Below are 20,247 nucleotides of genomic sequence, written 5' to 3'. Positions count from 1 at the left end.
GCGTTATTAACAGCTGTGGAAGCCGCCCCGGCCCTGTCCACACCGTTGCTCACAGGTGTGGAATTCCACCGGTGTAACTTGTCGACAGGTGGGGACAACCCCTGTGGAGAACACGGTCGTCCGCCGGCGCGCGAGTGCTCGGGGACGGGCTGCGGCCGGCGTCACCGGCGGCCGCCGGCACCCCGGCGCCGGCGGCTGGCGGCCGTGTAGCCGAAGGCGACGATGGCTCCCGTGACGAGTCCGCCGAGGTGCGCCTGCCAGGCGATGCCGGGGAAGAGGAAGCCGAAGACGACGTTCACGCCGATCAGCACCGCGATGGGCGTGATGGACTGCCCCAGGTGGCGCTGCAGCACGAACAGGGCGCCGAAGAGGCCGAAGACGCCCCCGGACGCGCCGACCACGAGGCTGAGCGGGTGCGACAGGAGCAGGACGCCCACGGATCCGCCCAGGACGGAGAGCAGGAACAGCAGCAGGAACCGGCCGCGACCCAGCGCCGGCTCGAGCATCCGCCCGAACAGGTAGAGCATGTACATGTTCAGGATCAGGTGCAGCGGACTGGACATCGAGTGCAGGAAACCGCTCGTGAGCATCCGCCACGGCTCGGAGGTCGTGGTCACGGGGGCGTAGGCGAACATCTGCAGCAGGCTCACGCCCGCCGCCTGCCCGAGCCACTGCAGCGCGTAGACCACCGCGTTGATGCCGACGAGCCACCAGGTGACGAGCATCGGGGAGCCCTGGGCCGCGCGGCCGCCGAGGCTCGTGCGGACGGCGGGGCGCGAGCGCGTCGCCTCCTGCACGCAGTCGACGCAGTGGACGCCCACCGCGGCCGTGCGCTGGCACTCCGGGCACGTCGGCCGGCCGCACCGCTGGCACCGCACGTACGCCGGCCGGTCGGGGTGGCGCGGGCACACCGGGACGTCTCCCCCGGTGGACGCGCCGTACTGCGGTCGCTCGCCGCTCACTGGGACTCCTCCTGGGCCGCTTCTCCGCGGGCCCGGTTCGCTGGACGGGATGGACTGGGGCGGACGGGACGGCAACGGCGCAGGCCCGTCCGAATCGCTCCGGACGGGCCTGCGCCGCTGGTCCCCGTCCCGGCGGTGCCGGGACGGGGAGACTGCTCGGATCTAGAGCTGCTCGATGTCGATCGAGGTGACCACGCAGTCCTCGACCGGACGGTCCATGCCGCCGGTGCGGACGCTGTTCAGCTCGTCCACGACCTTCCGCGACGCGTCGTCGGCCACCTCGCCGAAGATGGTGTGCTTGCCCTGCAGCCAGGTGGTCGGGGCGGTGGTGATGAAGAACTGGGACCCGTTGGTGCCCTTGCCGTTGCGCTTGCCGGCGTTGGCCATCGCCAGGATGTAGGGCTCGTTGAAGTCGAGCTCGGGGTGGATCTCGTCGTCGAACTCGTAGCCCGGTCCGCCGATGCCCTGGCCCAGGGGGTCCCCGCCCTGGATCATGAAGTCCTTGATGATGCGGTGGAAGACCACGTCCTTGTAGAGGGGACCGGTCTGCTTCTCACCGGTGCGCGGGTCGCTCCACTCCTGGGTGCCGTCCGAGAGGCCGATGAAGTTCTTGACGGTCTTCGGGGCGTGGTTGCCGAACAGGTTCACGACGATGTCGCCGTGGTTCGTGTGGATGGTCGCCTTGGCGGTGGGGATGGCAGAAGTCATGCGCCCATTCTTGCACGGTCCCCGGAGGCCCTTCCCGGTGGGGCAGCGGGGTTCAGCGCACAGTGAAAAGGCCCGGGATTGCGCGGCGCACCCTCCTGCCCCGACGGCTCTGCCCGTATGCTGACAGTGGATTGTCACGACCCGAGGAGGGATGGATTCATGAGCTTCAAGAAGACCAAGAGCGAGAAGAAGGCCGTCGCGGCGCAGAAGGCCGCGGAGAGCAAGGTCCTGGACGCCGGCAAGTGGGCGTCCAAGGAGATCGGCGACCTCGCGCCCCGGCTCCAGCACAGCGTCGAGGCGGGCGCCGCGGCCCTCGCCGGTGGCGTCGCGACTGCAGGCCCCAAGGTCCAGGAGGGTCTGGGCCGCGCCCACGACCTCTCCGGCTCCGCCAAGCTGAAGGCGGCCGCGGTGACCGCGCCGGTCGCGGCCAAGGCCGCGAAGACCGCCGGCCCCGTGGCCGCGAAGGCCGCGGACCGGGCCTCCGAGAGCCGGGCCGCGATGCAGGCGAAGTACGCCGGTGCCGCCGCCCTGCTCGCGGGCAAGTTCGCCGACGCGGACACCCCCGAGCAGCTCGAGGCGATCGTCGCGAAGCTGACCGGTGACAAGAAGGCCGTGGCCAACGCGAAAAAGGCCGCCTCGAAGGTCGCCAAGGACTACGCCAGGCAGCAGAAGAAGGCCGAGAAGTCCCACAAGGGTCTCCTGCTGCTGGGCCTGCTCGTGGCCGGCGGTGCGGCCGGCGTGGCCGCCTGGAAGGCCTCGCGCCCGGTCGAGGACCCCTGGAAGACCCCGGCGGCCACGTCCCCGCGCGTGACCGCCTCCCCGGTGGCCCAGCAGTCCACCGTGGCCGCCGGCACCGGTGTGCAGGTCGACGACGTCAAGGACGCGACCACCCCGGCCGGTCAGTCCGGTGGTGTCTCGGAGGCCGCCGCCGAGGTCAAGGACAGCGCCAAGACCGTCGGCGAGGACGCCAAGACCACGATCCACGAGGTCAAGGAGCAGATCCAGGGCAAGAAGGACGAGAACGAGGCCTGACCCCCGCCCGTTCGGGCAGAGGCCCCCGCTCCCGGCCGGGAGCGGGGGCCTCTGCCGTTGCGGCGGCGCGCGGGGATGCGGCCGGGATGCGGCCGGGAACGAAAAGATCCCGACCGAGCGTCTGCTCGATCGGGATCCGATGTGGTGGAGACGAGGGGACTCGAACCCCTAACCCTCTGCTTGCAAAGCAGATGCGCTACCAATTGCGCCACGTCCCCGCGGTGTACCGGGCTACTCCACCTCGTCGGTGGCGTCCGCCCAGGCATTCCTGTCGGCGTCGGCCTCCCGCAGCTTGGTGAGCACCGCGACCGACGCGCCGACCAGGGCGAGAGCCGCAGCCATCTTCCTGTTCACGCCTGCCTCCTGAGCTGCGGAAAAGGGAAACCGTGGGCGTACCAGGAATTGAACCTGGGACCTCTTCGTTATCAGCGAAGCGCTCTAACCGTCTGAGCTATACGCCCTCTCACGGCCCTTGCGGACCGAGAAGAAACGATACCGGAGTTGCCGACCCGTGCCAAATCGCCCCGGCCGGGCCGGACTCCCCGGAACCGCGCCGGATCAGTCGTCCGTGAGGGTGAGCCCGATCCCGCCCACGAGGGCCGCCGCGATGTTGTACAGCAGGGCGGCGAGCACAGACAGGGCGGTCAGCAGGATGACGTTGACCACGGACACGATGGTCGCGAAGATCGCGATCTGCCCCAGGGACAGGAAGTCCTTGATGTTCAGGGCCCCGCCCGCGCCGCCCAGCATCCCGAGCAGCTCGTTGATCCCGTCGAACAGGCCCGTGAGGTCCAGGACGATCCACAGCACGACCGCGGCGACCACGGTGATGATCCCCAGCGCGACCGACAGCAGGAACGCGAGCTTGAGCACCGACCAGGTGTCCACCTTCGAGACCACGAGCCGCGCCCGGCGCACCCGCGGCCGCGGGGCCGGGCGGACCAGGCCCTTCGTCGAGCTCGCGGGCCGGGCGCTCTTCGCCGGGCCGGAGCCGGACCGGGTGGCGCTCGGCTTCGCGGGACCCGAACCCGACTTCGCCGGCTTCGGCGCGGTCCGGGCGCTCGTCGAGGGCCTCGCCGTCCCGGACGGCGACCCGTTCCCGGGGCGGGGTGCGGACGCCAGCGGGGAGCGTCCGGACCGGCCGGCGGTGTTGGAGCCGGAACTCGAGCTCATGCGTTACCTCCGTTGTTGTTCGGGTCCAACGCTACTTCATCCTCCGTCGTGTCCCCGGAACCGGGGACCGGACCGAGCTCGTCGGCCTCTCCGTCGACCTCGCCCGTGTCCAGGACGTCGGCCGTCTCCATCGTCTCGTCGAGCTGGACGTCGACCTCGGCCACGGCCTCGGCGTCGACCTCCTCGGCGATCTCCCGGTCGGCGTTGCGGGCCACCCCGGTGATCGTGTCGCCCTGGGCGGGCTTCGCGAAGATCACGCCCATCGTGTCGCGGCCCTTGGCCGGGACCTCGGAGGCGCCGGTGCGCACGACCTTGCCGGACTCCATGACCACGAGGACCTCGTCCTCCTCGCCCACGATGATCCCGCCGACCAGCCGGCCGCGCTGCTCCGCGAGCTTGGCCACCTTGATGCCGATGCCGCCGCGGCCCTGCACCCGGTACTCCTCCACCTTGGTGCGCTTGGCGTAGCCGCCCTCGGTGACCACGAAGACGTAGGCGTCGTCGGTGACCACGTTGGCGGAGAGCAGCTCGTCGCCGTCCCGGAACTTCATGCCGGTGACCCCGGAGGTCGCCCGCCCCATGGGACGCAGCACCTCGTCGCTCGCGGTGAAGCGCAGGGACATCCCGTTGCGGGAGACCAGGAGCAGGTCGTCCTGCGCGGACGCCAGCTGGGCCGAGACGAGCTCGTCGTCGTCGCGCAGGTTGATCGCGATCACCCCGGCCGTGCGGTTGGTGTCGTAGTCCATCAGCCGGGACTTCTTGATCAGGCCCCTGCGGGTGGCGAGCACCAGGTACGGGGCGTCGCTGTACGAGCGCAGCTCCATGACCTGGGCGATCCGCTCCCCCGGCTGGAAGGCCATCAGGTTCGCCACGTGCTGGCCCTTGGAGTCCCGGCCCGCCTCCAGCAGCTCGTACGCCTTGGTGCGGTAGACCCGGCCCAGGTTCGTGAAGAACAGGATCCAGTTGTGGGTGGTGGTGACGAAGAAGTGCTCCACGACGTCGTCCCCGCGCAGCTGCGCGCCCTTCACGCCCTTGCCGCCGCGCCGCTGGGAGCGGTACTGGTCGGAGCGCGTGCGCTTGACGTATCCGCCGCGGGTGATGGTCACGACCATCTCCTCCTCGGGGATCAGGTCCTCCATCGACATGTCGCCGTCGTAGCCGTACATGATCTCGGAGCGGCGGTCGTCGCCGTAGCGGCCCACGATCTCGTCGAGCTCCGAGGAGATGATGCCGCGCTGGCGCTCCTCCGAGGCGATGATCTCGGTGTACTCGGCGATGAGCCGCTCGAGCTCCGCGTGCCGGTCCTGGATCTTCTGCCGTTCGAGGGCCGCGAGCCGGCGCAGCTGCATGTTGAGGATGGCCTGCGCCTGGTCCTCGTCGATCTGCAGCAGCTCCATGAGCCCGCTGCGGGCGTCGTCGGCCGTCGGGGAGCGGCGGATGAGCGCGATGACCTCGTCGAGGGCGTCGAGCGCCTTGAGCAGACCCCGCAGGATGTGGGCCTCCGCCTCGGCCTGCCGCAGGCGGTACTCGGTGCGGCGGACGATGACGTCCATCTGGTGGGTGACCCAGTGCCGGATGAACGCGTCGAGGCTCAGCGTGCGGGGCACCCCGTCCACGAGCGCGAGCATGTTGGCGGAGAAGTTGTCCTGCAGCTGCGTGTGCTTGTAGAGGTTGTTGAGCACCACCTTGGCCACCGCGTCGCGCTTGAGCACGATCACCAGCCGCTGCCCGGTGCGCCCGGAGGTCTCGTCCCGGATGTCGGCGATGCCGGTGATGCGGCCGTCCTTGACGAGGTCCGCGATCTTCATCGCGAGGTTGTCCGGGTTCGCCTGGTAGGGCAGCTCGGTGACCACCAGGCAGGTGCGGTTGTGGATCTCCTCGACGCTGACCACGGCGCGCATGGAGATCGAGCCGCGGCCGGTGCGGTAGGCGTCCTCGATGCCCTTGTGCCCGAGGATCTGCGCGCCGGTCGGGAAGTCCGGGCCCTTGATCCGCTGCAGCAGCTCCTCGAGCAGCGTCTCGTTGGAGACGTCCGGGTGCTGGAGGTACCACTGCACGCCGTCCGCGACCTCGCGCAGGTTGTGCGGCGGGATGTTGGTGGCCATGCCCACCGCGATGCCGGACGAGCCGTTGACCAGCAGGTTGGGGAACCGGGACGGCAGCACCGACGGCTCCTGGTTCTTGCCGTCGTAGTTGTCCTGGAAGTCGACGGTCTCCTCGTGGATGTCCCGGACCATCTCCATGGCGATGGGCGCCATCTTGGTCTCGGTGTACCGCGGGGCGGCCGCGCCGTCGTTGCCCGGGGAGCCGAAGTTGCCCTGCCCCAGGGCGAGCGGATAGCGCATCACCCAGCCCTGGATCAGCCGCACGAGGGCGTCGTAGATCGCGGAGTCGCCGTGCGGGTGGTACTGGCCCATGACCTCGCCCACCACGCGGGCGCACTTGTTGAAGGAGCGGTCGGGGCGGTAGCCGCCGTCGTACATCGCGTACAGCACGCGCCGGTGCACCGGCTTGAGCCCGTCCCGGACGTCCGGCAGGGCGCGGCCCACGATGACAGCCATCGCGTAGTCGAGGTAGGACCGCTGCATCTCGGTCTGCAGGTCCACCTGCTCCACGCGGTCGGTCAGCACGGGGGTGTGCTCGAGGTCGCCGGCGAGGCCGGCGTCCTCCGGGGTCGGTCCGTCCTGGGTCTCGTCACTCATGCGGTCTTTCCGTTCTGTCTGCTCGTCCTCGTGGTCCTGCGCAGGTCCCGCCCCCGGTCATTGCATGCCGAGCGGGACATATGTCGCGGATCAGATGTCGAGGAACCGGATGTCCTTGGCGTTCTGCTGGATGAACTCGCGGCGGGACTCGACGTCCTCGCCCATGAGCACGGAGAAGATCTGGTCGGCGGCGGCCGCGTCCTCCATGGTCACCTGCAGCAGGGTGCGGTGGTCGGGGTCCATCGTGGTGTCCCACAGCTCGGTGTAGTCCATCTCGCCGAGGCCCTTGTAGCGCTGGATGCCGTTGTCCTTGGGGATGCGCTGGTTGTTGGCGAGCCCGCGCGCCAGCGCCTCGTCCCGCTCGGCGTCCGTGTAGACGTAGTCGTGCGGGGCGTTGGACCACTTGATCCGGTACAGCGGCGGCTGGGCCAGGTAGACGAAGCCGTGCTCGATCAGCGGGCGCATGAACCGGAACAGCAGCGTCAGCAGCAGCGTGGTGATGTGCTGGCCGTCCACGTCGGCGTCGGCCATCAGCACGATCTTGTGGTACCGCGCCTTCTCGATGTCGAAGTCGTCGCCGATGCCGGCGCCGAACGCGGTGATCATCGACTGCACCTCGGTGTTGGACAGCGCCCGGTCCAGCCGCGCGCGCTCCACGTTGAGGATCTTGCCGCGCAGCGGCAGGATCGCCTGGTGCGCGGGGTCCCGGCCCTGCACCGCCGAGCCGCCCGCGGAGTCGCCCTCCACGATGTAGATCTCGGACAGGGAGGGGTCCTTGGAGGAGCAGTCCTTGAGCTTGCCGGGCATCCCGCCCGACTCGAGCAGGCCCTTGCGCCGGGTGGTCTCGCGCGCCTTGCGGGCCGCGAGCCGCGCCTGCGAGGCGTTGATCGCCTTGCGGATGATCTCCCGTGCCGCGGCCGGGTTGCGCTCGAGCCAGTCGCCGAACCGGTTGTTCACCTCGCGCTGGACGAAGGTCTTCGCCTCGGAGTTGCCGAGCTTCGTCTTGGTCTGGCCCTCGAACTGGGGCTCGGCGAGCTTGATCGAGATGACGGCCGTGAGGCCCTCGCGGACGTCGTCGCCGGTGAGGTTCTCGTCCTTGTCCCGGAGCAGCTTATTCTCCCGGGCGTAGCGGTTCACGAGGGACGTCATCGCCGAGCGGAAGCCCTCCTCGTGGGTGCCGCCCTCGTGGGTGTTGATCGTGTTCGCGTACGTGTGCACGGACTCGGTGTAGGCCGTGGTCCACTGCATGGCGAGCTCGAGGGACATCTTGCGCTCCGTGTCCTCGGACTCGAGCGCGATGACGTCGTCGTGGACGAGGTCGGCCTTCTTGGACGTGTTCAGGAACGTCACGTAGTCCAGCAGGCCGTGGTCGTACTTGTAGACGACCCGGCGGTGGCCGGCGCCGTCCTCGTCCTCGTGGTTGAGCCGGGCGACGTCGGTGCCGCCGTCGCGGCCCTCGACCGGCTCGGCGTCCGCGTGGACGGCGGTGCGGTCCGAGGCGGATCCGGCGATCTCCTCGCCGGACTCCTCCGGCGCCCGCTCGTCCGTGAGGGTGATCCGCAAACCCTTGTTGAGGAACGCCATCTGCTGGAAGCGGGCCCGCAGCGTCTCGAAGTCGAAGTCGACGGTCTCGAAGATGTCGGGGTCCGGGTAGAAGATCTGGGTGGTGCCGGTCTCCGAGGTCTCCTCACCCCGGACGAGCTCGCCCTGGGGCATGCCGCCGTCGGCGAAGACCATCCGCCAGACGTGGCCCTGGCGCCGCACCTCGGTCTCGACGCGCCGGGACAGCGCGTTGACCACGGAGATGCCCACGCCGTGCAGCCCGCCCGAGACGGCGTAGCCGCCGCCGCCGAACTTGCCGCCCGCGTGCAGGATCGTCATGACGACCTCGACCGTGGGCCGGCCCTCGGTCGGGTGGATGTCCACGGGGATGCCGCGGCCGTTGTCCACGACCTTGACGCCGCCGTCGGCCTGCAGGGTGATCTCGATGTGGTCGCAGTAGCCCGCCAGGGCCTCGTCGACCGAGTTGTCGACCACCTCGTACACGAGGTGGTGCAGCCCCCGCGGGCCGGTCGAGCCGATGTACATGCCGGGTCGCTTCCGGACGGCCTCGAGACCTTCCAGGACGGTGATGTCACCGGCACCGTACTCGCGCTTCTGCGGATCCTCTGTTGCCACGGGTTCCTGGCTCCTCCTGTTGGGCACACCGGTCCCGCTCCGGACGGCACAAGAGAACGCCGATGAGACGTTCGGGCGGCTCATCGGCTCGTGCGGGGTCGGAACGGGTCGACGACTCCGGGTGCCCGCGCCGCGGGCGAGGTGGTCGCGATCGGCCGTGGGGGCCCGGTCCGTCGATTGCTGTCTGGAACCGATTCTATCGGAAAACCGTGGGCTCGGGGTGCTCACAGGTCCCTCTGAGCGGCCGGGAAAGGGCCTCAGGACCACTTTTCCTCCGCTCCGCCACCCCCGGGACGCCACCGGGGGGCCGCAGCGCGCCACGAGGCCGCTCAGCGGTCCGGACCACCGGCCTCAGCCGTAGGTGTCGCGGGGCCCCCGGCCCTGCACGGAGCGGCGGCCGCGCTTCCAGCTCGGGGCCGTGGGACCGAGGATCTCGATCCGGGTGACGATGCCCTCCCCCAGGTGCTCGTCGAACATGCGCAGCAGCTGCGGCACCATGAGGCGCAGGTTCGCGGCGTAGGCGGTGGAGTCGCACCGGACCCGCACCACGGTCTCGTCGAAGCTCTCCGGCCGGCAGTGCCCGGCGATGCCCGGGCCCACGAGGTCGTCCCAGCGGGCCAGCACCGAGCCCACGGCGACCGGCGCCTTCCAGCCGCGCCCGGACACGAGCCCGTCCAGCACCGTGCCGACCCCCCGGGGGTCGCGGGCGGAGCGGCCCGCCCCGGAGTACCCGCCGAGCGCCCGCGGGTCGACGTCGTTGCCGCGGCGGCCCAGGCGCTCGGCGGCCGACGCGGTGGCCGCCTCCATGGCGGCGCCGAAGCCCTTGAGGTTGCGCCGGGCGGCCGCCCCGTAGAGCCGCCCGTCCCCGCGCGCCTCCGCCGCGTGGCGCATCCGGGTGAGCAGCGCCGCCGGCGCGTCGATCTCGTCCTCGATCCGCACGACGTTCGCCTCGGGGACAGAGGGCTCCTGGGGCTCCCCGGCGGGGAGCGGGTCGTCCTCGCGCCGCGGCCCGGTCACGACGACGACGCCTCCTCCGGCTCCGGACCGGTCCCGGCGGGCGCCTGCTCGTCGTCCCGGACGGCGGTGCCGGGACCCACCCGCACCACGTCGTGCGGACCGGCCACGAGCTCGGCCGGGAGGTCCTCCTCGACCGCGGCGGTCACGAGCACCTGCTCCGCGGAGGCCACGATCGCGGCGAGACGGCTGCGGCGGCGGGCGTCGAGCTCCGCGAACACGTCGTCCAGGACGAGGATCGGCGCGGCGCCCTCCGTGGGGTCGTCCGCCAGGTGGACGTACCAGGAGCCGAGGCGGAGCGCGAGGGCGTAGGACCAGGTCTCGCCGTGGGAGGCGTAGCCCCGGGCCGGCGCCGTCCCGAGCAGCAGCTCGAGCTCGTCGCGGTGCGGGCCCACGAGGGTCAGTCCCCGCTCGAGCTCCCGCTGCTCCGAGGCCTCGCACGCGTCGAAGATCAGCTGGTGCAGGTCCGCGGGCGTGAACCCGCGCAGCCGCTCGGCGTCCCCGGCCGCGCTCTCGGGCAGCACCGAGGACACGTAGCGCAGGGTCGTCTCCTTGGTCCCGTCCGTGAGCTGGCCGTAGGCGGTCGCCACCTGGGGCGCCAGGGCGTCGATGAGCTGCAGGCGCGCGTGCAGGATGCCGGCCCCGGCGCGGGCGAACTGGTCGTTCCACGCCGCCAGGGTCGACCGGTGGGTGTCCGTGAACCGGCCGCTCCGGCGGGCCGACTTCAGCAGCGCGTTGCGCTGCCGGAGCACCTTCTCGTAGTCGGCCAGGGTGCCCGCGAGGACCGGGCGCATGGACTTCGCGAGGTCGTCGAGGAAGCGCCGGCGGTGGGAGGGGTCCCCCTTCACCAGCGCCAGGTCCTCCGGCGAGAACAGGACGGTCCGCACGATGCCGAGCGCGTCCCGGGCCCGCACCGGGGAGGCCCGGTTGATGCGCACCCGGTTGGCGCGGCCGTCGTTGAGCTCGAGCTCCAGGACGGTCTGCTGCCCGCCCCGCCGCACCCGGACGCGGACGATCGCGCGGTCGGCGCCGAAGCGGATCAGCGGGCCGTCGGAGGACACCCGGTGCGAGGACAGGCCCGCCGTGTAGTCGAGGGCCTCGACGATGTTCGTCTTGCCCACGCCGTTCGGCCCGAGGAACACGGTGGTCCCGGGAGCGAGACGTATGTCCAGATGGGCATACGTCCGGTAGTCGAGCAGGGAGAGGTGGTCGACGAACACGCCGGGATCAGCAGCTTCCGGTTCCGGGCCGGCCGGTCACTGGCTGGGGAGCCGCACCGGCATCAGCAGGTACTTGTAGTCGTCCTTGTCCTCGCCCTCGGGCTCGGCCTGGGCGGAGAGCACGGCCGGCTTGGGCGGGGCGGTGAAGGAGAACCGGACGTAGTCGGAGGCGAAGGCGTGCAGGCCCTCCGAGAGGTACGTCGGGTTGAAGGCCACCGTGATGTCGTCACCGGTGAGGTGCGCGTCGAGGACCTCGGAGGCCTGGGCGTCCTCGCCGGTCCCGGCGTCCAGGGCCACCTGCCCCTGGGTGAAGGCCAGGCGCACGGGGGTGTTGCGCTCGGCCACGAGCGAGACGCGCCGGACGGCCTCGACGAGCTCGGTGGTCCGCACCGCCGCGGTGATCGGCGTGTGCTCCGGGAACAGCGACCGGATCTTGGGGTACTCGCCGTCGATGAGCAGGCTCGTGGTGCGGCGGCCGCCGGACTCGAAGCCGACGAGCTCCGCGGAGTCGGACAGGGCGATGTTGATGTCACCCGCCGGGCCGAGGGTCTTGGCGATGTCGTTGAGGGTGCGCGCCTTGATCAGCGCGGCCGTGGAGATGTCCTGGGTGCTGGGCCGCCAGGTGAGCTCGCGCATCGCGAGCCGGTAGCGGTCCGTGGCGAGCAGCGTCATCTTCTCGCCCTCGATCTCCACGCGGACGCCTGTGAGGATGGGCAGGGTGTCGTCCTTGCTCGCGGCGATGTTCACCTGCGCCACGGCGTGGGCGAACTCGTCGCCGGCCACCACGCCGGAGACGTCCGGCAGCGCGGGCAGCTCCGGGTAGTCGCCGACCGGCATGGCCGCGAGGTTGAAGCGCGAGGAGCGGCAGGTCAGGGTGACCTTCCCCTCGTCGGCGTGCACCTCGACCGGGGCGGAGGGCAGGGAGCGGCAGATGTCCGCGAGCAGACGGCCGGAGACGAGGGTGGTGCCCTCCTCCTGGACGTCGGCGCTGATCGACAGCCGCGCGGAGATCTCGTAGTCGAAGCTCGCGATGGACAGCTGACCGCCCTCCGCACGGATGAGCAGACCGGACAGCACGGGGACCGGGGGCCGAGGAGAGAGGGACCGAGCGGTCCAGGTGACGGCCTCGGCGAGAACATCGCGTTCGACGGAGAACTTCACGAGAGGTTGCTGCCTTTCAGTCTGAGCAAGGACGGCGGAGCCACGGTCCCGGACAGGGTCCGGTGCGGGCCGCGCCGCGGGGTGCAGCGGTGCGAACAGGGTCTTCGCCCTCTGCATCGTATCGGTCCGTTTCACAGGACGGCCATTCGGCCGCTCCGTGGCGGCGTCCGGGTGATCCGGGGCCCGGGAGGTCCCGGACGGGGTCGGCGCTCCAGGATTCTTGTTGTTTGGCCAGATGTCTCTTTAAGGATGGGAGTGTTAATAACCGCTGTGGAATCTGTGGATAACTGCCCCTCGGCCAGCACCCGGGCGGTGGCGGCCTGTTGAGTTCCTGTGGTTCGGGGTCCACCGGAACGCGTGCTGCCGGTGGACGAGATCCGCGTGGTTCCGCGGGTTCCACAGCCCTCCACCGAGTTGTACCGAGGTTCTCCACCGGTCGGACGGAGAATTCCACAATTTTATCCACAGGTGTGGGTTCTGTCCTGTGCACAGGCGCTCCACAAGCGCCGACATCCTGTGCAGGAGGGGGCCCCCGGGCCCGGGATCCCGCGGGCGGAGCCTGTGGACGAACTACACGAAAAGGCCCCGGCGGTGCTCCGCCGGGGCCTTCGGGGAGGGGTGGGGCCGGGTTCAGCCCTCGCGCTGCTGCTGCTTGATCCGGTTGGTGAGCTCCGTGACCTGGTTGAAGATCTGCCGGCGCTCGGCCATCAGCGTGCGGATCTTGCGGTCGGCGTGCATCACCGTGGTGTGGTCGCGGCCGCCGAGCTCCTGGCCGATCTTCGGCAGGGACATGTCGGTGAGCTCGCGCAGCAGGTACATCGCGATCTGCCGGGCGGTGACCAGGGTGCGCGTGCGGGACTTGCTCTTGAGCTCCTCGAGGCTGATGTCGAAGTACACCGCGGTCTGGGCCAGGATCGAGGCCGCGGTGATCTCCTGCGCGCCGTCGTCGGTGATGAGGTCCTTGAGCACCAGCTCGGCCAGGGGCAGGTCCACCGACTGCTTGTTCAGGGAGGCGAACGCGGTGACCCGGATCAGGGCGCCCTCGAGCTCGCGGATGTTGGTGGAGATGTGGGAGGCGATGTACTCCAGCACGTCGTCGGGGGCGTCCATGCCCTCGCTCGTGGCCTTCTTGCGCAGGATCGCGATGCGCGTCTCCAGCTCCGGCGGCTGCACGTCGGTGATCAGGCCCCACTCGAAGCGGGACCGCATCCGCTCGGCGAAGCCGGTGAGCTGCTTGGGCGGCATGTCGGAGGTGATCACGATCTGCTTCTCGTGGTTGTGCAGCGCGTTGAAGGTGTGGAAGAACTCCTCCTGCGTGTGCTCCTTGCCCGCCAGGAACTGGATGTCGTCGATCAGCAGCATGTCCACGTTGCGGTAGATCTCCTTGAAGGAGGAGCCCTCGTCGTCGCGGATCGAGTTGATGAAGTCGTTGGTGAACTCCTCCGAGTTCACGTAGCGCACCCGCACCTGGGGGTAGAGACGCTTGGCGTAGTGGCCGATCGCGTGCAGCAGGTGCGTCTTGCCCAGCCCGGACTCCCCGTAGATGAACAGGGGGTTGTAGGCCTTGGCCGGGGTCTCGGCCACCGCGAAGGCCGCGGCGTGGGCGAACCGGTTGGACTGGCCGATCACGAAGGAGTCGAAGACGTACTTGGGGTTCAGCCGCGCGGAGCTGTCCCACTCCCCCACCACGGCGGGAGCGGTGCCGGTGTCCTGGACGGGGCGGCGGGGCGGGGCGGCCTGCGGGTCCCGCGGCGGCGGCAGGGTCCGGTCGGCCCCGCCCATCTCGGAGCGGTGCGCCGGCTCCGGGGGCGGCGCCATGAGCCCGGCGGACTGCCGGTCGAGGCCGGCCGTCCGCCGGTCGACCTCCACCGCGTCGGCGGTGTCGGCGTGGTCGACCCGTGCGGGCAGGTCGGTGCGGTTGCGCTCCGCCTCGAGCTCGCTGATCGGGGGCAGGGCCGCGGTGGGCGTCGAGGCGCCCGCCTCCGGTGCGGGAGCGGTCTCGAGGTCGGCGTCCACCACGAACGCCACGAGCGTCTCGGGGCTGAAGGCCCGGCCCACGGAGGACCGGAGCACGGACGCCATCTGGTTCTGGAAGAACTCGCGGGTGAGCTCGTTCGGGACCGCGACGAGCAGCGTGGTGCCGATGAGGCCCTGGGGCTGGGCCAGGGAGATGAACCCCCGGTAGCGCCCCGTGGTCATCGGGTCCTCGTACATGTACTGCACGCATTCGGCCCACTGCGCGCTGAGCGCCTGATTGTCCTGCGTGCCCACGCGTACTCCTGCTGTCGTCGAGATGTCATCGAGCTGTCGTCGGGATGACGAGGCGGTGGACGAGTCGTCCCGGCCCCTCGCCGGGGATCTTGTCCACAGCGTTGTTCACAACGGTGGAAAAGCTGTCGGGGGCCAGCCGCGAGTGCCAGCCTAGAACATGCGCCGAACGTGTTCATAGCCGTTTTCCGGGGGCTCCGGGAACTACAGACGTGTAGTTCGACCCCCGATCCGCGTGGTTCCGCGGCTCCGGCCGGGCAGGTTTTCCACAGGATGTGATGAAGATCCGTGCACAGCTGTGGGTAGGATGTGAACTGCACAGCGGCACCGGGTCTCCCGGTGCCCGGTCCAGCACCCGACCACCGTTCGATCCGGTTCCGCCCCGGCCGCCCCGCTCCTGCGCCGGCGGCACCGGGGCCCTCGGCCACCCGTCGCTGATTTGACCACCCCCTGCCCGTTGTCTAGGGTGAAGTAGTCTTTTGTGTCCACTGTCATGCCCATCCGCATGCTCGGACGCATCCACCAGCACCGCTGTGACCGTCCCTCTCCTCCGCGCCGAACCCGGTGCGGTGAGCCCGAGGACGGGCGCACACCCTGACGCCTTTGGAGTAACCAGTGAGCAAGCGGACTTTTCAGCCGAATAACCGCCGTCGCGCCAAGAAGCACGGCTTCCGTGCCCGGATGCGCACCCGCGCCGGCCGCGCCATCCTCGCCGCCCGCCGCAGCAAGGGCCGCACCGAGCTCTCCGCCTGAGCCGGTCCGTGTCGGCACCGGCGCTTCCGAGGACCGCCCCGCGACGGGCGCTCCTCGTCGTGCCGGAGCCGCCCGAGCCGCCGACCGTGCAGGAGCGGGACCGTGCTGCCTGAACAGCACCGGATCCGGACCTCGGCCCAGTTCTCGGCCACCACGCGTTCCGGCGCCCGCAACGGGCGCCGGAACGTCGTCGTCTATGTGCGTCCCACCGGCGAGGAGCACCCGGCCCGGTTCGGCTTCGTCGTCTCGAAGGCCGTGGGCAACGCCGTGCGCCGCAACAAGGTGAAGCGACGCCTCCGGGAGCTCGCCCAGACCACGGTCAGGCAGGCCCCGTACGGTTACGACGTCGTGGTGCGCGCGCTGCCGCCCGCCTCCCGCGCGGACTGGGCGGAGCTGGCCGCCGACTACGCGAAGGCGTGGCGGACGGCGTCCGCGCGGGCCGGGGCTCCCGGGACCGCCGGGACGACGACCACCGCAGCAGACCGACGACCCGCACGGGAGGAGCCGGAGTCATGAGCGAGCACGCTCACGCGCCCGAGGACCTCCTCGCGGCGGCTCCCCACGAGTTCGTCCGCCCGGCGTCCGCGTGGCAGGTCCTGTGGTTCCTGCCCCAGAACGCGCTCATCGCGGGTCTCAAGCTCTACCGGACCATCGTCTCCCCCCTGTACGGGGACGTCTGCCGGTACTTCCCCTCCTGCTCGGCCTACGCCCTCGAGTCCGTCACGGTGCACGGCGCCGTGCGCGGGCTGGGCCTCAGCGTCCGCAGGCTCCTCCGCTGCCACCCCTGGGCGGCGGGTGGGATCGACAGGGTCCCGGACGGGGGCCGGGTCTTCCCCGACTTCGCGTCCCTTCCCCGGATCGTCCTGCTGAACCATCCCACCCTTGCTGAGCGCCACCAGCACCACCCCGCCGGGGCCACCGGTCCCGCGGCCCAAGGAGAGCCTTCCCCATGAACCTGTTCGAAATGATCCTCTTCCCCTTCAGGTGGGTCGTCTCCGCCGTGCTGTGGGTGTTCCACGAGATGCTGACGGCCCTCGGGATGGACCCCGCCGCGGGCATCACCTGGGTGCTGTGCATCGTGGGCCTGACCCTGGTCATGCGCACGCTGACCATCCCGCTGTTCCTCAAGCAGATCAAGTCCATGCGCGGCATGCAGGAGCTGCAGCCGGAGATGGCCAAGCTCCAGGCCAAGTACAAGGGCAAGAAGGACCAGCTGTCCCGGCAGGCCATGGCCCAGGAGCAGATGGAGCTGTACAAGAGCCACGGCTCCAACCCGTTCTCCGCCTGCCTGCCCATCCTGGTGCAGATGCCCATCTTCTTCGGGCTGTTCCAGGTCCTCAACGGCGTGCCCGGGTCCGCGGCCGCCGGCGAGGGCGTGCACGTCCTGAACGCGGCCACCGTGCAGTCCTTCAACGAGGCCACGTTCTTCGGCGCCCCGCTGTTCTCCACGCTGCTCAACCCCGGCGACGGCAACCACGTGGCCACGATCCTCCTGGCGATCGTGATGATCGTCGCGATGTCCGCCTCGCAGTTCTTCACCCAGAAGCAGCTGACGGCCAAGAACATGAGCGAGGCCGCGAAGGCCTCCCCCATGTACCGCCAGCAGCAGATGATGCTGTACCTGTTCCCCCTGGTCTTCGCGATCGGCGGCATCAACTTCCCCATCGGCGTCCTCATCTACTGGACCGTCTCCAACGTCTGGTCCATGGGCCAGCAGTGGTGGGTCATCCGCAACAACCCGACCCCGGGCTCGCAGGCCGAGCAGGAGCTCAACGAGCGCCGCGCCGCGAAGGGGCTCCCCCCGGTCGGCAAGACCGTGGAGGAGCACGAGGCCGACATCGAGGAGCAGCGTGCCCGCGCCGCCGCCGGGCAGCGTCAGCAGCCGGTCGGCAAGAAGCGCCAGAGGCAGCAGGCGAAGCGGAAACAGGCGCGATGACCGCGGCCGGCCGACCCGGCTCGACCCCCTCCCCGCACGGGGCCGGCGCGCCCGGCCCCGTGCTTCCACGGCCCCAGGAGACGACATGACCGACATCCGGCAGACCACCCAGGACGCCGACGACGTGCAGCCCCCCGCGCCGCGCGCCGACGCCGACCGCGGCGCCGGGGCGGGAGCCCCCGCCGCGGAGACCCCGGCCGCGGAAACCCCGGCCGCGGAGCCCCCGGCCGCGGAGACCGCTGCCGCAGAGACCGCCGCCGTCGATCCGCTCGAGGAGGAGGGCGAGATCGCGGCCGACTACCTCGAGGAGCTGCTGGACACGGCGGACCTCGACGGCGACATCGACATCGAGGTCCGCGACGGTCGCACCTACCTGTCGGTCGTCGCCGACGGGGACGACGTCGAAGGCCTGTCGGCGCTGGTCGGCGAGGACGGCGAGGTCCTGGAGGCCCTCCAGGAGCTCCTGCGCCTCTCCGTGCTGGCCGCCACCGACCGGCGCTCCCGCCTGGTGCTCGGCATCGGCGGCTACCGGCTCCGCCGGGCCGGTCAGCTCCAGGACCTGGCCCTGGCGGCCGTGCGAGAGGCACAGGAGACCGGGGAGCGCGTGCACCTCGACCCCCTGTCCGCCTACGAGCGCAAGATCGTGCACGACGTGGTCGCCGAGCAGGGTCTCGTCAGCGAGTCCGAGGGCGAAGGGGCGGCACGGCACATCGTCGTGTCCGTTCCGCAGGGCTGATGGCCGAGGAGCCGCGCCCCTCCCCCGCTCCGCAGGACCCGCCGGTCCCGGACGAGCAGGAGCGGCGCGCCGCCGAGCGGCTGTTCGGCGAGCGGCTGCCGCTGGCGGAGCGCTACGTGGCGCACCTGGCGTCGTCCGGCATCGTCCGGGGGCTCATCGGCCCGCGGGAGGTGCCCCGGCTGTGGAGCCGGCACGTGCTCAACTGCGCCGTGGTCGAGGAGCTCATCTCGACCGGCGCCCGCGTGGCCGACGTCGGATCGGGCGCAGGTCTGCCCGGGCTGTGCCTCGCCCTGGCCCGGCCCGACCTGCGGATCACGCTCATCGAGCCGCTGGAGCGGCGCGTGCAGTGGCTGGACGAGGTCGTGGCCGACCTCGGGCTCACGAACGTGCGTGTGCTGCGGGCCCGGGCGGAGCAGGCCCGGGACGAGGTCGGAGAGGTGGACGTGGTCACCGCCCGCGCGGTCTCGGCCCTGGTGGGCCTCGTGGACATCACCCTGCCGCTGCTGCGCGGCACCGGAGAGCTGCTCGCCCTCAAGGGCCGTTCCGCGGCGGACGAGGTGCGCAAGGCGCAGAAGAAGCTGGACCGGCTCGGCGCCCGGTCCACCGAGATCGTCCCGGCCGGGGCCGACCTGCTCGAGGAGCCCACCACGGTGGTGCGGGTCCGGCTCTGAGCACCGCCGCCTGCTCCGCGCGGTGTCGGCGGTAGGCTGGGAGGAGTGTGCCACGGTCGGTGCGCCGAGCTCGGCCACGGGTCGACGGCAACCTGACCTGCGGCGCGGTGCCAGGCACCCCTCCCCCGCGGGAGGCGTGCTCCGACGGAACGAGTTCGAGACGAACCGGGAAGGTGCGCAGTCAGATGCCGATCGACGACGGCGCGGGAAGTCCGCGAGGCTTCGACGCCGAGTTCCCCCCCGATCCGCTTGATCAATCGATCAAGGTTGTTCCTGATCGGGGTACTCGTGTTTCACGTGAAACGGACGGACAGCTGCCCAAAATGACCACAACGATGGCGGAGGACACGCCGCTGGGGAGGAAGCTCGTGGAGGAGACCAGGCGACGCGCCAGGCTGAAGAAGGTCCAGCTGGAGAAGCCCGCCGCAACGCGGATCTTCACGATCAGCAACCAGAAGGGCGGCGTGGGCAAGACGAGCACATCGGTGAACATCGCGGTGGCCCTCGCCCGACAGGGGCAGAACGTCCTCGTCATCGACAACGATCCCCAGGGCAACGCGTCGACGGCCCTCGGCGTGGAGCACCACTCCGAGGTCGACAGCACCTACGACGTGCTCATCGACGAGATGCCCATCGCTGACGCGGTGAAGCCGTCCGCCGAGGCGGACAACCTCTGGGTCGTCCCGGCCACCATCGATCTGGCCGGCGCGGAGATCGAGCTGGTGTCCATGGTGGCGCGCGAGCACCGGCTCCGCCGGGCGCTCGAGGCGTACGCGAAGCAGCGCGAGGCCGACGGTCTGGAGCGGCTCGACTACGTCTTCATTGACTGCCCGCCGAGTCTCGGGCTGCTGACCCTCAACGCGTTCGTCGCGGCCACCGAGGTGCTGATCCCCATCCAGTGCGAGTACTACGCGCTCGAGGGGCTCAGCCAGCTGCTCAAGAACATCGAGATGATCCAGAAGCACCTGAACCCCGAGCTGTCGGTGTCGACGATCCTGCTCACCATGTACGACGGTCGCACCAACCTCGCGTCGCAGGTGGCCGAAGAGGTGCGCAACCACTTCCCCGCCGAGGTCCTGGAGACCATGATCCCCCGCTCGGTGCGCATCTCGGAGGCGCCGAGCTACCAGCAGAGCGTCATCAGCTACGACCCCAGTTCCACGGGGGCGCTGTCCTACCTGGAGGCGGCGGCCGAGATCGCCCAGCGCGCCCAGCGCTGACGGAGCGGCCCCTGGCCATTTCCCGGCCACTCCCCCGCCCGACGCCCGTCTCCTTCTGGAGGCGGGCGTCCTGCTGTTCCCGTCCCGCGCCGCGCGCAAGTGACCCACCGTTCCACGTGAAACGGCACGTCGGAACGCGTGGCTCGGCTAGAATTGTCCGGATTGCCGGGCGAGGGAGAGGAACATCGTGAGCGAACGACGACGTGGACTGGGCCGAGGTCTGGGAGCACTCATTCCGAGTGCACCCGCTGCCGAGGCCCCGGTGAAGGAGGAACAGGGCGCGGACGTCGGCCCGGCTCCGGTGCCGTCGACGAGCGCAGAGGACACGTCCCGGAAGGACGCGCCCCGCACGGATGTTTCACGTGAATCGACGTCCGCTGAAGCCGCACCCGCACGTGCTGAGAATTCGACCGACCAGCCAGACGCAGCAACCGGGACCCCGACGCACCGGCCCTCAGCCGGCGGAGAGCCAGCCACTAGTACCCCGAGCACGTCGAAGGCCGCCGCGCGTCC

The 20,247-nt window shown here is 70.6% G+C and carries 18 protein-coding genes and 2 tRNA genes; 8 read left to right on the top strand and 12 right to left on the bottom strand.

Annotated elements, in window-relative coordinates:
* Positions 1 to 161 precede the first annotated feature (161 nt).
* Together CRM73_RS19830 and CRM73_RS01185 are read right to left on the bottom strand one after the other, a co-directional pair.
* A complete protein-coding gene (locus CRM73_RS19830; RefSeq protein ID WP_109221585.1) occupies positions 162 to 962 on the bottom strand; it encodes a rhomboid family intramembrane serine protease in 801 nt (266 codons plus the stop codon).
* A 162-nt stretch (positions 963 to 1,124) separates the two neighbouring features.
* On the bottom strand, positions 1,125 to 1,670 hold the full coding sequence (locus CRM73_RS01185; RefSeq protein WP_017835081.1) for a peptidylprolyl isomerase: 546 nt from the start codon (positions 1,668 to 1,670) through the stop codon (positions 1,125 to 1,127).
* Between the two features lie 159 nt (positions 1,671 to 1,829).
* Between CRM73_RS01185 and CRM73_RS01180 the strand changes: the two genes are divergently transcribed.
* Positions 1,830 to 2,702, top strand: coding sequence for a hypothetical protein (locus tag CRM73_RS01180; protein WP_126349597.1), 873 nt, complete (start codon positions 1,830 to 1,832; stop codon positions 2,700 to 2,702).
* Between the two features lie 142 nt (positions 2,703 to 2,844).
* Here CRM73_RS01180 and CRM73_RS01175 read toward each other — a convergent pair.
* From CRM73_RS01175 to dnaA, 10 genes are all read right to left on the bottom strand, one after another.
* A tRNA-Ala gene (locus CRM73_RS01175) sits at positions 2,845 to 2,920 on the bottom strand.
* 13 nt (positions 2,921 to 2,933) lie between these two features.
* Positions 2,934 to 3,056 carry a hypothetical protein gene (locus CRM73_RS19600; protein WP_255219369.1) on the bottom strand — a complete coding sequence of 41 codons (123 nt, stop codon included), beginning with the start codon at positions 3,054 to 3,056 and terminating at the stop codon, positions 2,934 to 2,936.
* A 33-nt stretch (positions 3,057 to 3,089) separates the two neighbouring features.
* Positions 3,090 to 3,163 (bottom strand) — tRNA-Ile (locus tag CRM73_RS01170).
* A 97-nt stretch (positions 3,164 to 3,260) separates the two neighbouring features.
* Positions 3,261 to 3,875: a DUF3566 domain-containing protein gene (locus CRM73_RS01165; RefSeq protein ID WP_136341121.1), complete on the bottom strand. Its 615-nt coding sequence runs from the start codon at positions 3,873 to 3,875 to the stop codon at positions 3,261 to 3,263.
* Positions 3,872 to 6,577 (bottom strand): DNA gyrase subunit A, encoded by a 2,706-nt coding sequence (gene gyrA, locus CRM73_RS01160; protein WP_109243531.1) that lies wholly within the window; start codon positions 6,575 to 6,577, stop codon positions 3,872 to 3,874. The genes CRM73_RS01165 and gyrA overlap by 4 nt, the downstream gene beginning before the upstream one ends.
* A 90-nt stretch (positions 6,578 to 6,667) precedes the next feature.
* Positions 6,668 to 8,755 (bottom strand): DNA topoisomerase (ATP-hydrolyzing) subunit B, encoded by a 2,088-nt coding sequence (gyrB, locus tag CRM73_RS01155; protein ID WP_229586498.1) that lies wholly within the window; start codon positions 8,753 to 8,755, stop codon positions 6,668 to 6,670.
* A 351-nt stretch (positions 8,756 to 9,106) separates the two neighbouring features.
* Positions 9,107 to 9,772, bottom strand: a complete 666-nt coding sequence (locus CRM73_RS01150; protein ID WP_229586496.1) for a DciA family protein — start codon at positions 9,770 to 9,772, stop codon at positions 9,107 to 9,109.
* Positions 9,769 to 10,989 (bottom strand): DNA replication/repair protein RecF, encoded by a 1,221-nt coding sequence (gene recF / locus CRM73_RS01145; protein WP_229586494.1) that lies wholly within the window; start codon positions 10,987 to 10,989, stop codon positions 9,769 to 9,771. Before recF ends, CRM73_RS01150 begins: the two co-directional genes overlap by 4 nt.
* A gap of 36 nt (positions 10,990 to 11,025) precedes the next feature.
* Entirely contained in the window at positions 11,026 to 12,150 is a 1,125-nt protein-coding gene (gene dnaN / locus CRM73_RS01140) for a DNA polymerase III subunit beta (protein WP_035924354.1), read from the bottom strand.
* 630 nt (positions 12,151 to 12,780) lie between these two features.
* Positions 12,781 to 14,364 (bottom strand): chromosomal replication initiator protein DnaA, encoded by a 1,584-nt coding sequence (gene dnaA, locus CRM73_RS01135; RefSeq protein ID WP_229586519.1) that lies wholly within the window; start codon positions 14,362 to 14,364, stop codon positions 12,781 to 12,783.
* A gap of 669 nt (positions 14,365 to 15,033) precedes the next feature.
* Here dnaA and rpmH point away from each other — a divergent pair.
* From rpmH to CRM73_RS01100, 7 genes are all read left to right on the top strand, one after another.
* Complete coding sequence (gene rpmH / locus CRM73_RS01130; RefSeq protein WP_019181680.1) at positions 15,034 to 15,171, top strand: 50S ribosomal protein L34; 138 nt, start codon at positions 15,034 to 15,036, stop codon at positions 15,169 to 15,171.
* A 102-nt stretch (positions 15,172 to 15,273) separates the two neighbouring features.
* Positions 15,274 to 15,687, top strand: a complete 414-nt coding sequence (rnpA, locus tag CRM73_RS01125) for a ribonuclease P protein component (RefSeq protein ID WP_017835071.1) — start codon at positions 15,274 to 15,276, stop codon at positions 15,685 to 15,687.
* Positions 15,684 to 16,124 carry a membrane protein insertion efficiency factor YidD gene (yidD, locus tag CRM73_RS01120; RefSeq protein WP_035924359.1) on the top strand — a complete coding sequence of 147 codons (441 nt, stop codon included), beginning with the start codon at positions 15,684 to 15,686 and terminating at the stop codon, positions 16,122 to 16,124. Before rnpA ends, yidD begins: the two co-directional genes overlap by 4 nt.
* Positions 16,121 to 17,107 carry a membrane protein insertase YidC gene (yidC, locus tag CRM73_RS01115; protein ID WP_035924361.1) on the top strand — a complete coding sequence of 329 codons (987 nt, stop codon included), beginning with the start codon at positions 16,121 to 16,123 and terminating at the stop codon, positions 17,105 to 17,107. The genes yidD and yidC overlap by 4 nt, the downstream gene beginning before the upstream one ends.
* A gap of 85 nt (positions 17,108 to 17,192) precedes the next feature.
* A complete protein-coding gene (locus tag CRM73_RS01110) occupies positions 17,193 to 17,843 on the top strand; it encodes a R3H domain-containing nucleic acid-binding protein (protein ID WP_229586492.1) in 651 nt (216 codons plus the stop codon).
* Positions 17,843 to 18,514 carry a 16S rRNA (guanine(527)-N(7))-methyltransferase RsmG gene (gene rsmG / locus CRM73_RS01105; RefSeq protein WP_126349599.1) on the top strand — a complete coding sequence of 224 codons (672 nt, stop codon included), beginning with the start codon at positions 17,843 to 17,845 and terminating at the stop codon, positions 18,512 to 18,514. The genes CRM73_RS01110 and rsmG overlap by 1 nt, the downstream gene beginning before the upstream one ends.
* A 323-nt stretch (positions 18,515 to 18,837) precedes the next feature.
* A complete protein-coding gene (locus CRM73_RS01100) occupies positions 18,838 to 19,734 on the top strand; it encodes a ParA family protein (RefSeq protein WP_109268899.1) in 897 nt (298 codons plus the stop codon).
* Positions 19,735 to 20,247: the final 513 nt, after the last annotated feature.

The sequence above is a fragment of the Kocuria sp. CCUG 69068 genome (assembly GCF_020833785.1).
Lineage (GTDB): Bacteria > Actinomycetota > Actinomycetes > Actinomycetales > Micrococcaceae > Kocuria > Kocuria rosea.
The sequence above is the reverse complement of the archived record's forward strand: the minus strand, read 5'-3'. Positions and strand labels throughout refer to the sequence as shown.

Excerpts from the sequence above, each read along its gene's own strand:
- CRM73_RS01185 (WP_017835081.1), bottom strand. The coding sequence starts at position 1,670 with ATGACTTCTGCCATCCCCACCGCCAAGGCGACCATCCACACGAACCAC.
- CRM73_RS01180 (WP_126349597.1), top strand. The coding sequence starts at position 1,830 with ATGAGCTTCAAGAAGACCAAGAGCGAGAAGAAGGCCGTCGCGGCGCAG.
- CRM73_RS01165 (WP_136341121.1), bottom strand. The coding sequence starts at position 3,875 with ATGAGCTCGAGTTCCGGCTCCAACACCGCCGGCCGGTCCGGACGCTCC.
- gyrA (WP_109243531.1), bottom strand. The coding sequence starts at position 6,577 with ATGAGTGACGAGACCCAGGACGGACCGACCCCGGAGGACGCCGGCCTC.
- dnaA (WP_229586519.1), bottom strand. The coding sequence starts at position 14,364 with ATGTACGAGGACCCGATGACCACGGGGCGCTACCGGGGGTTCATCTCC.
- yidD (WP_035924359.1), top strand. The coding sequence starts at position 15,684 with ATGAGCGAGCACGCTCACGCGCCCGAGGACCTCCTCGCGGCGGCTCCC.
- yidC (WP_035924361.1), top strand. The coding sequence starts at position 16,121 with ATGAACCTGTTCGAAATGATCCTCTTCCCCTTCAGGTGGGTCGTCTCC.
- CRM73_RS01110 (WP_229586492.1), top strand. The coding sequence starts at position 17,193 with ATGACCGACATCCGGCAGACCACCCAGGACGCCGACGACGTGCAGCCC.
- rsmG (WP_126349599.1), top strand. The coding sequence starts at position 17,843 with ATGGCCGAGGAGCCGCGCCCCTCCCCCGCTCCGCAGGACCCGCCGGTC.
- CRM73_RS01100 (WP_109268899.1), top strand. The coding sequence starts at position 18,838 with ATGACCACAACGATGGCGGAGGACACGCCGCTGGGGAGGAAGCTCGTG.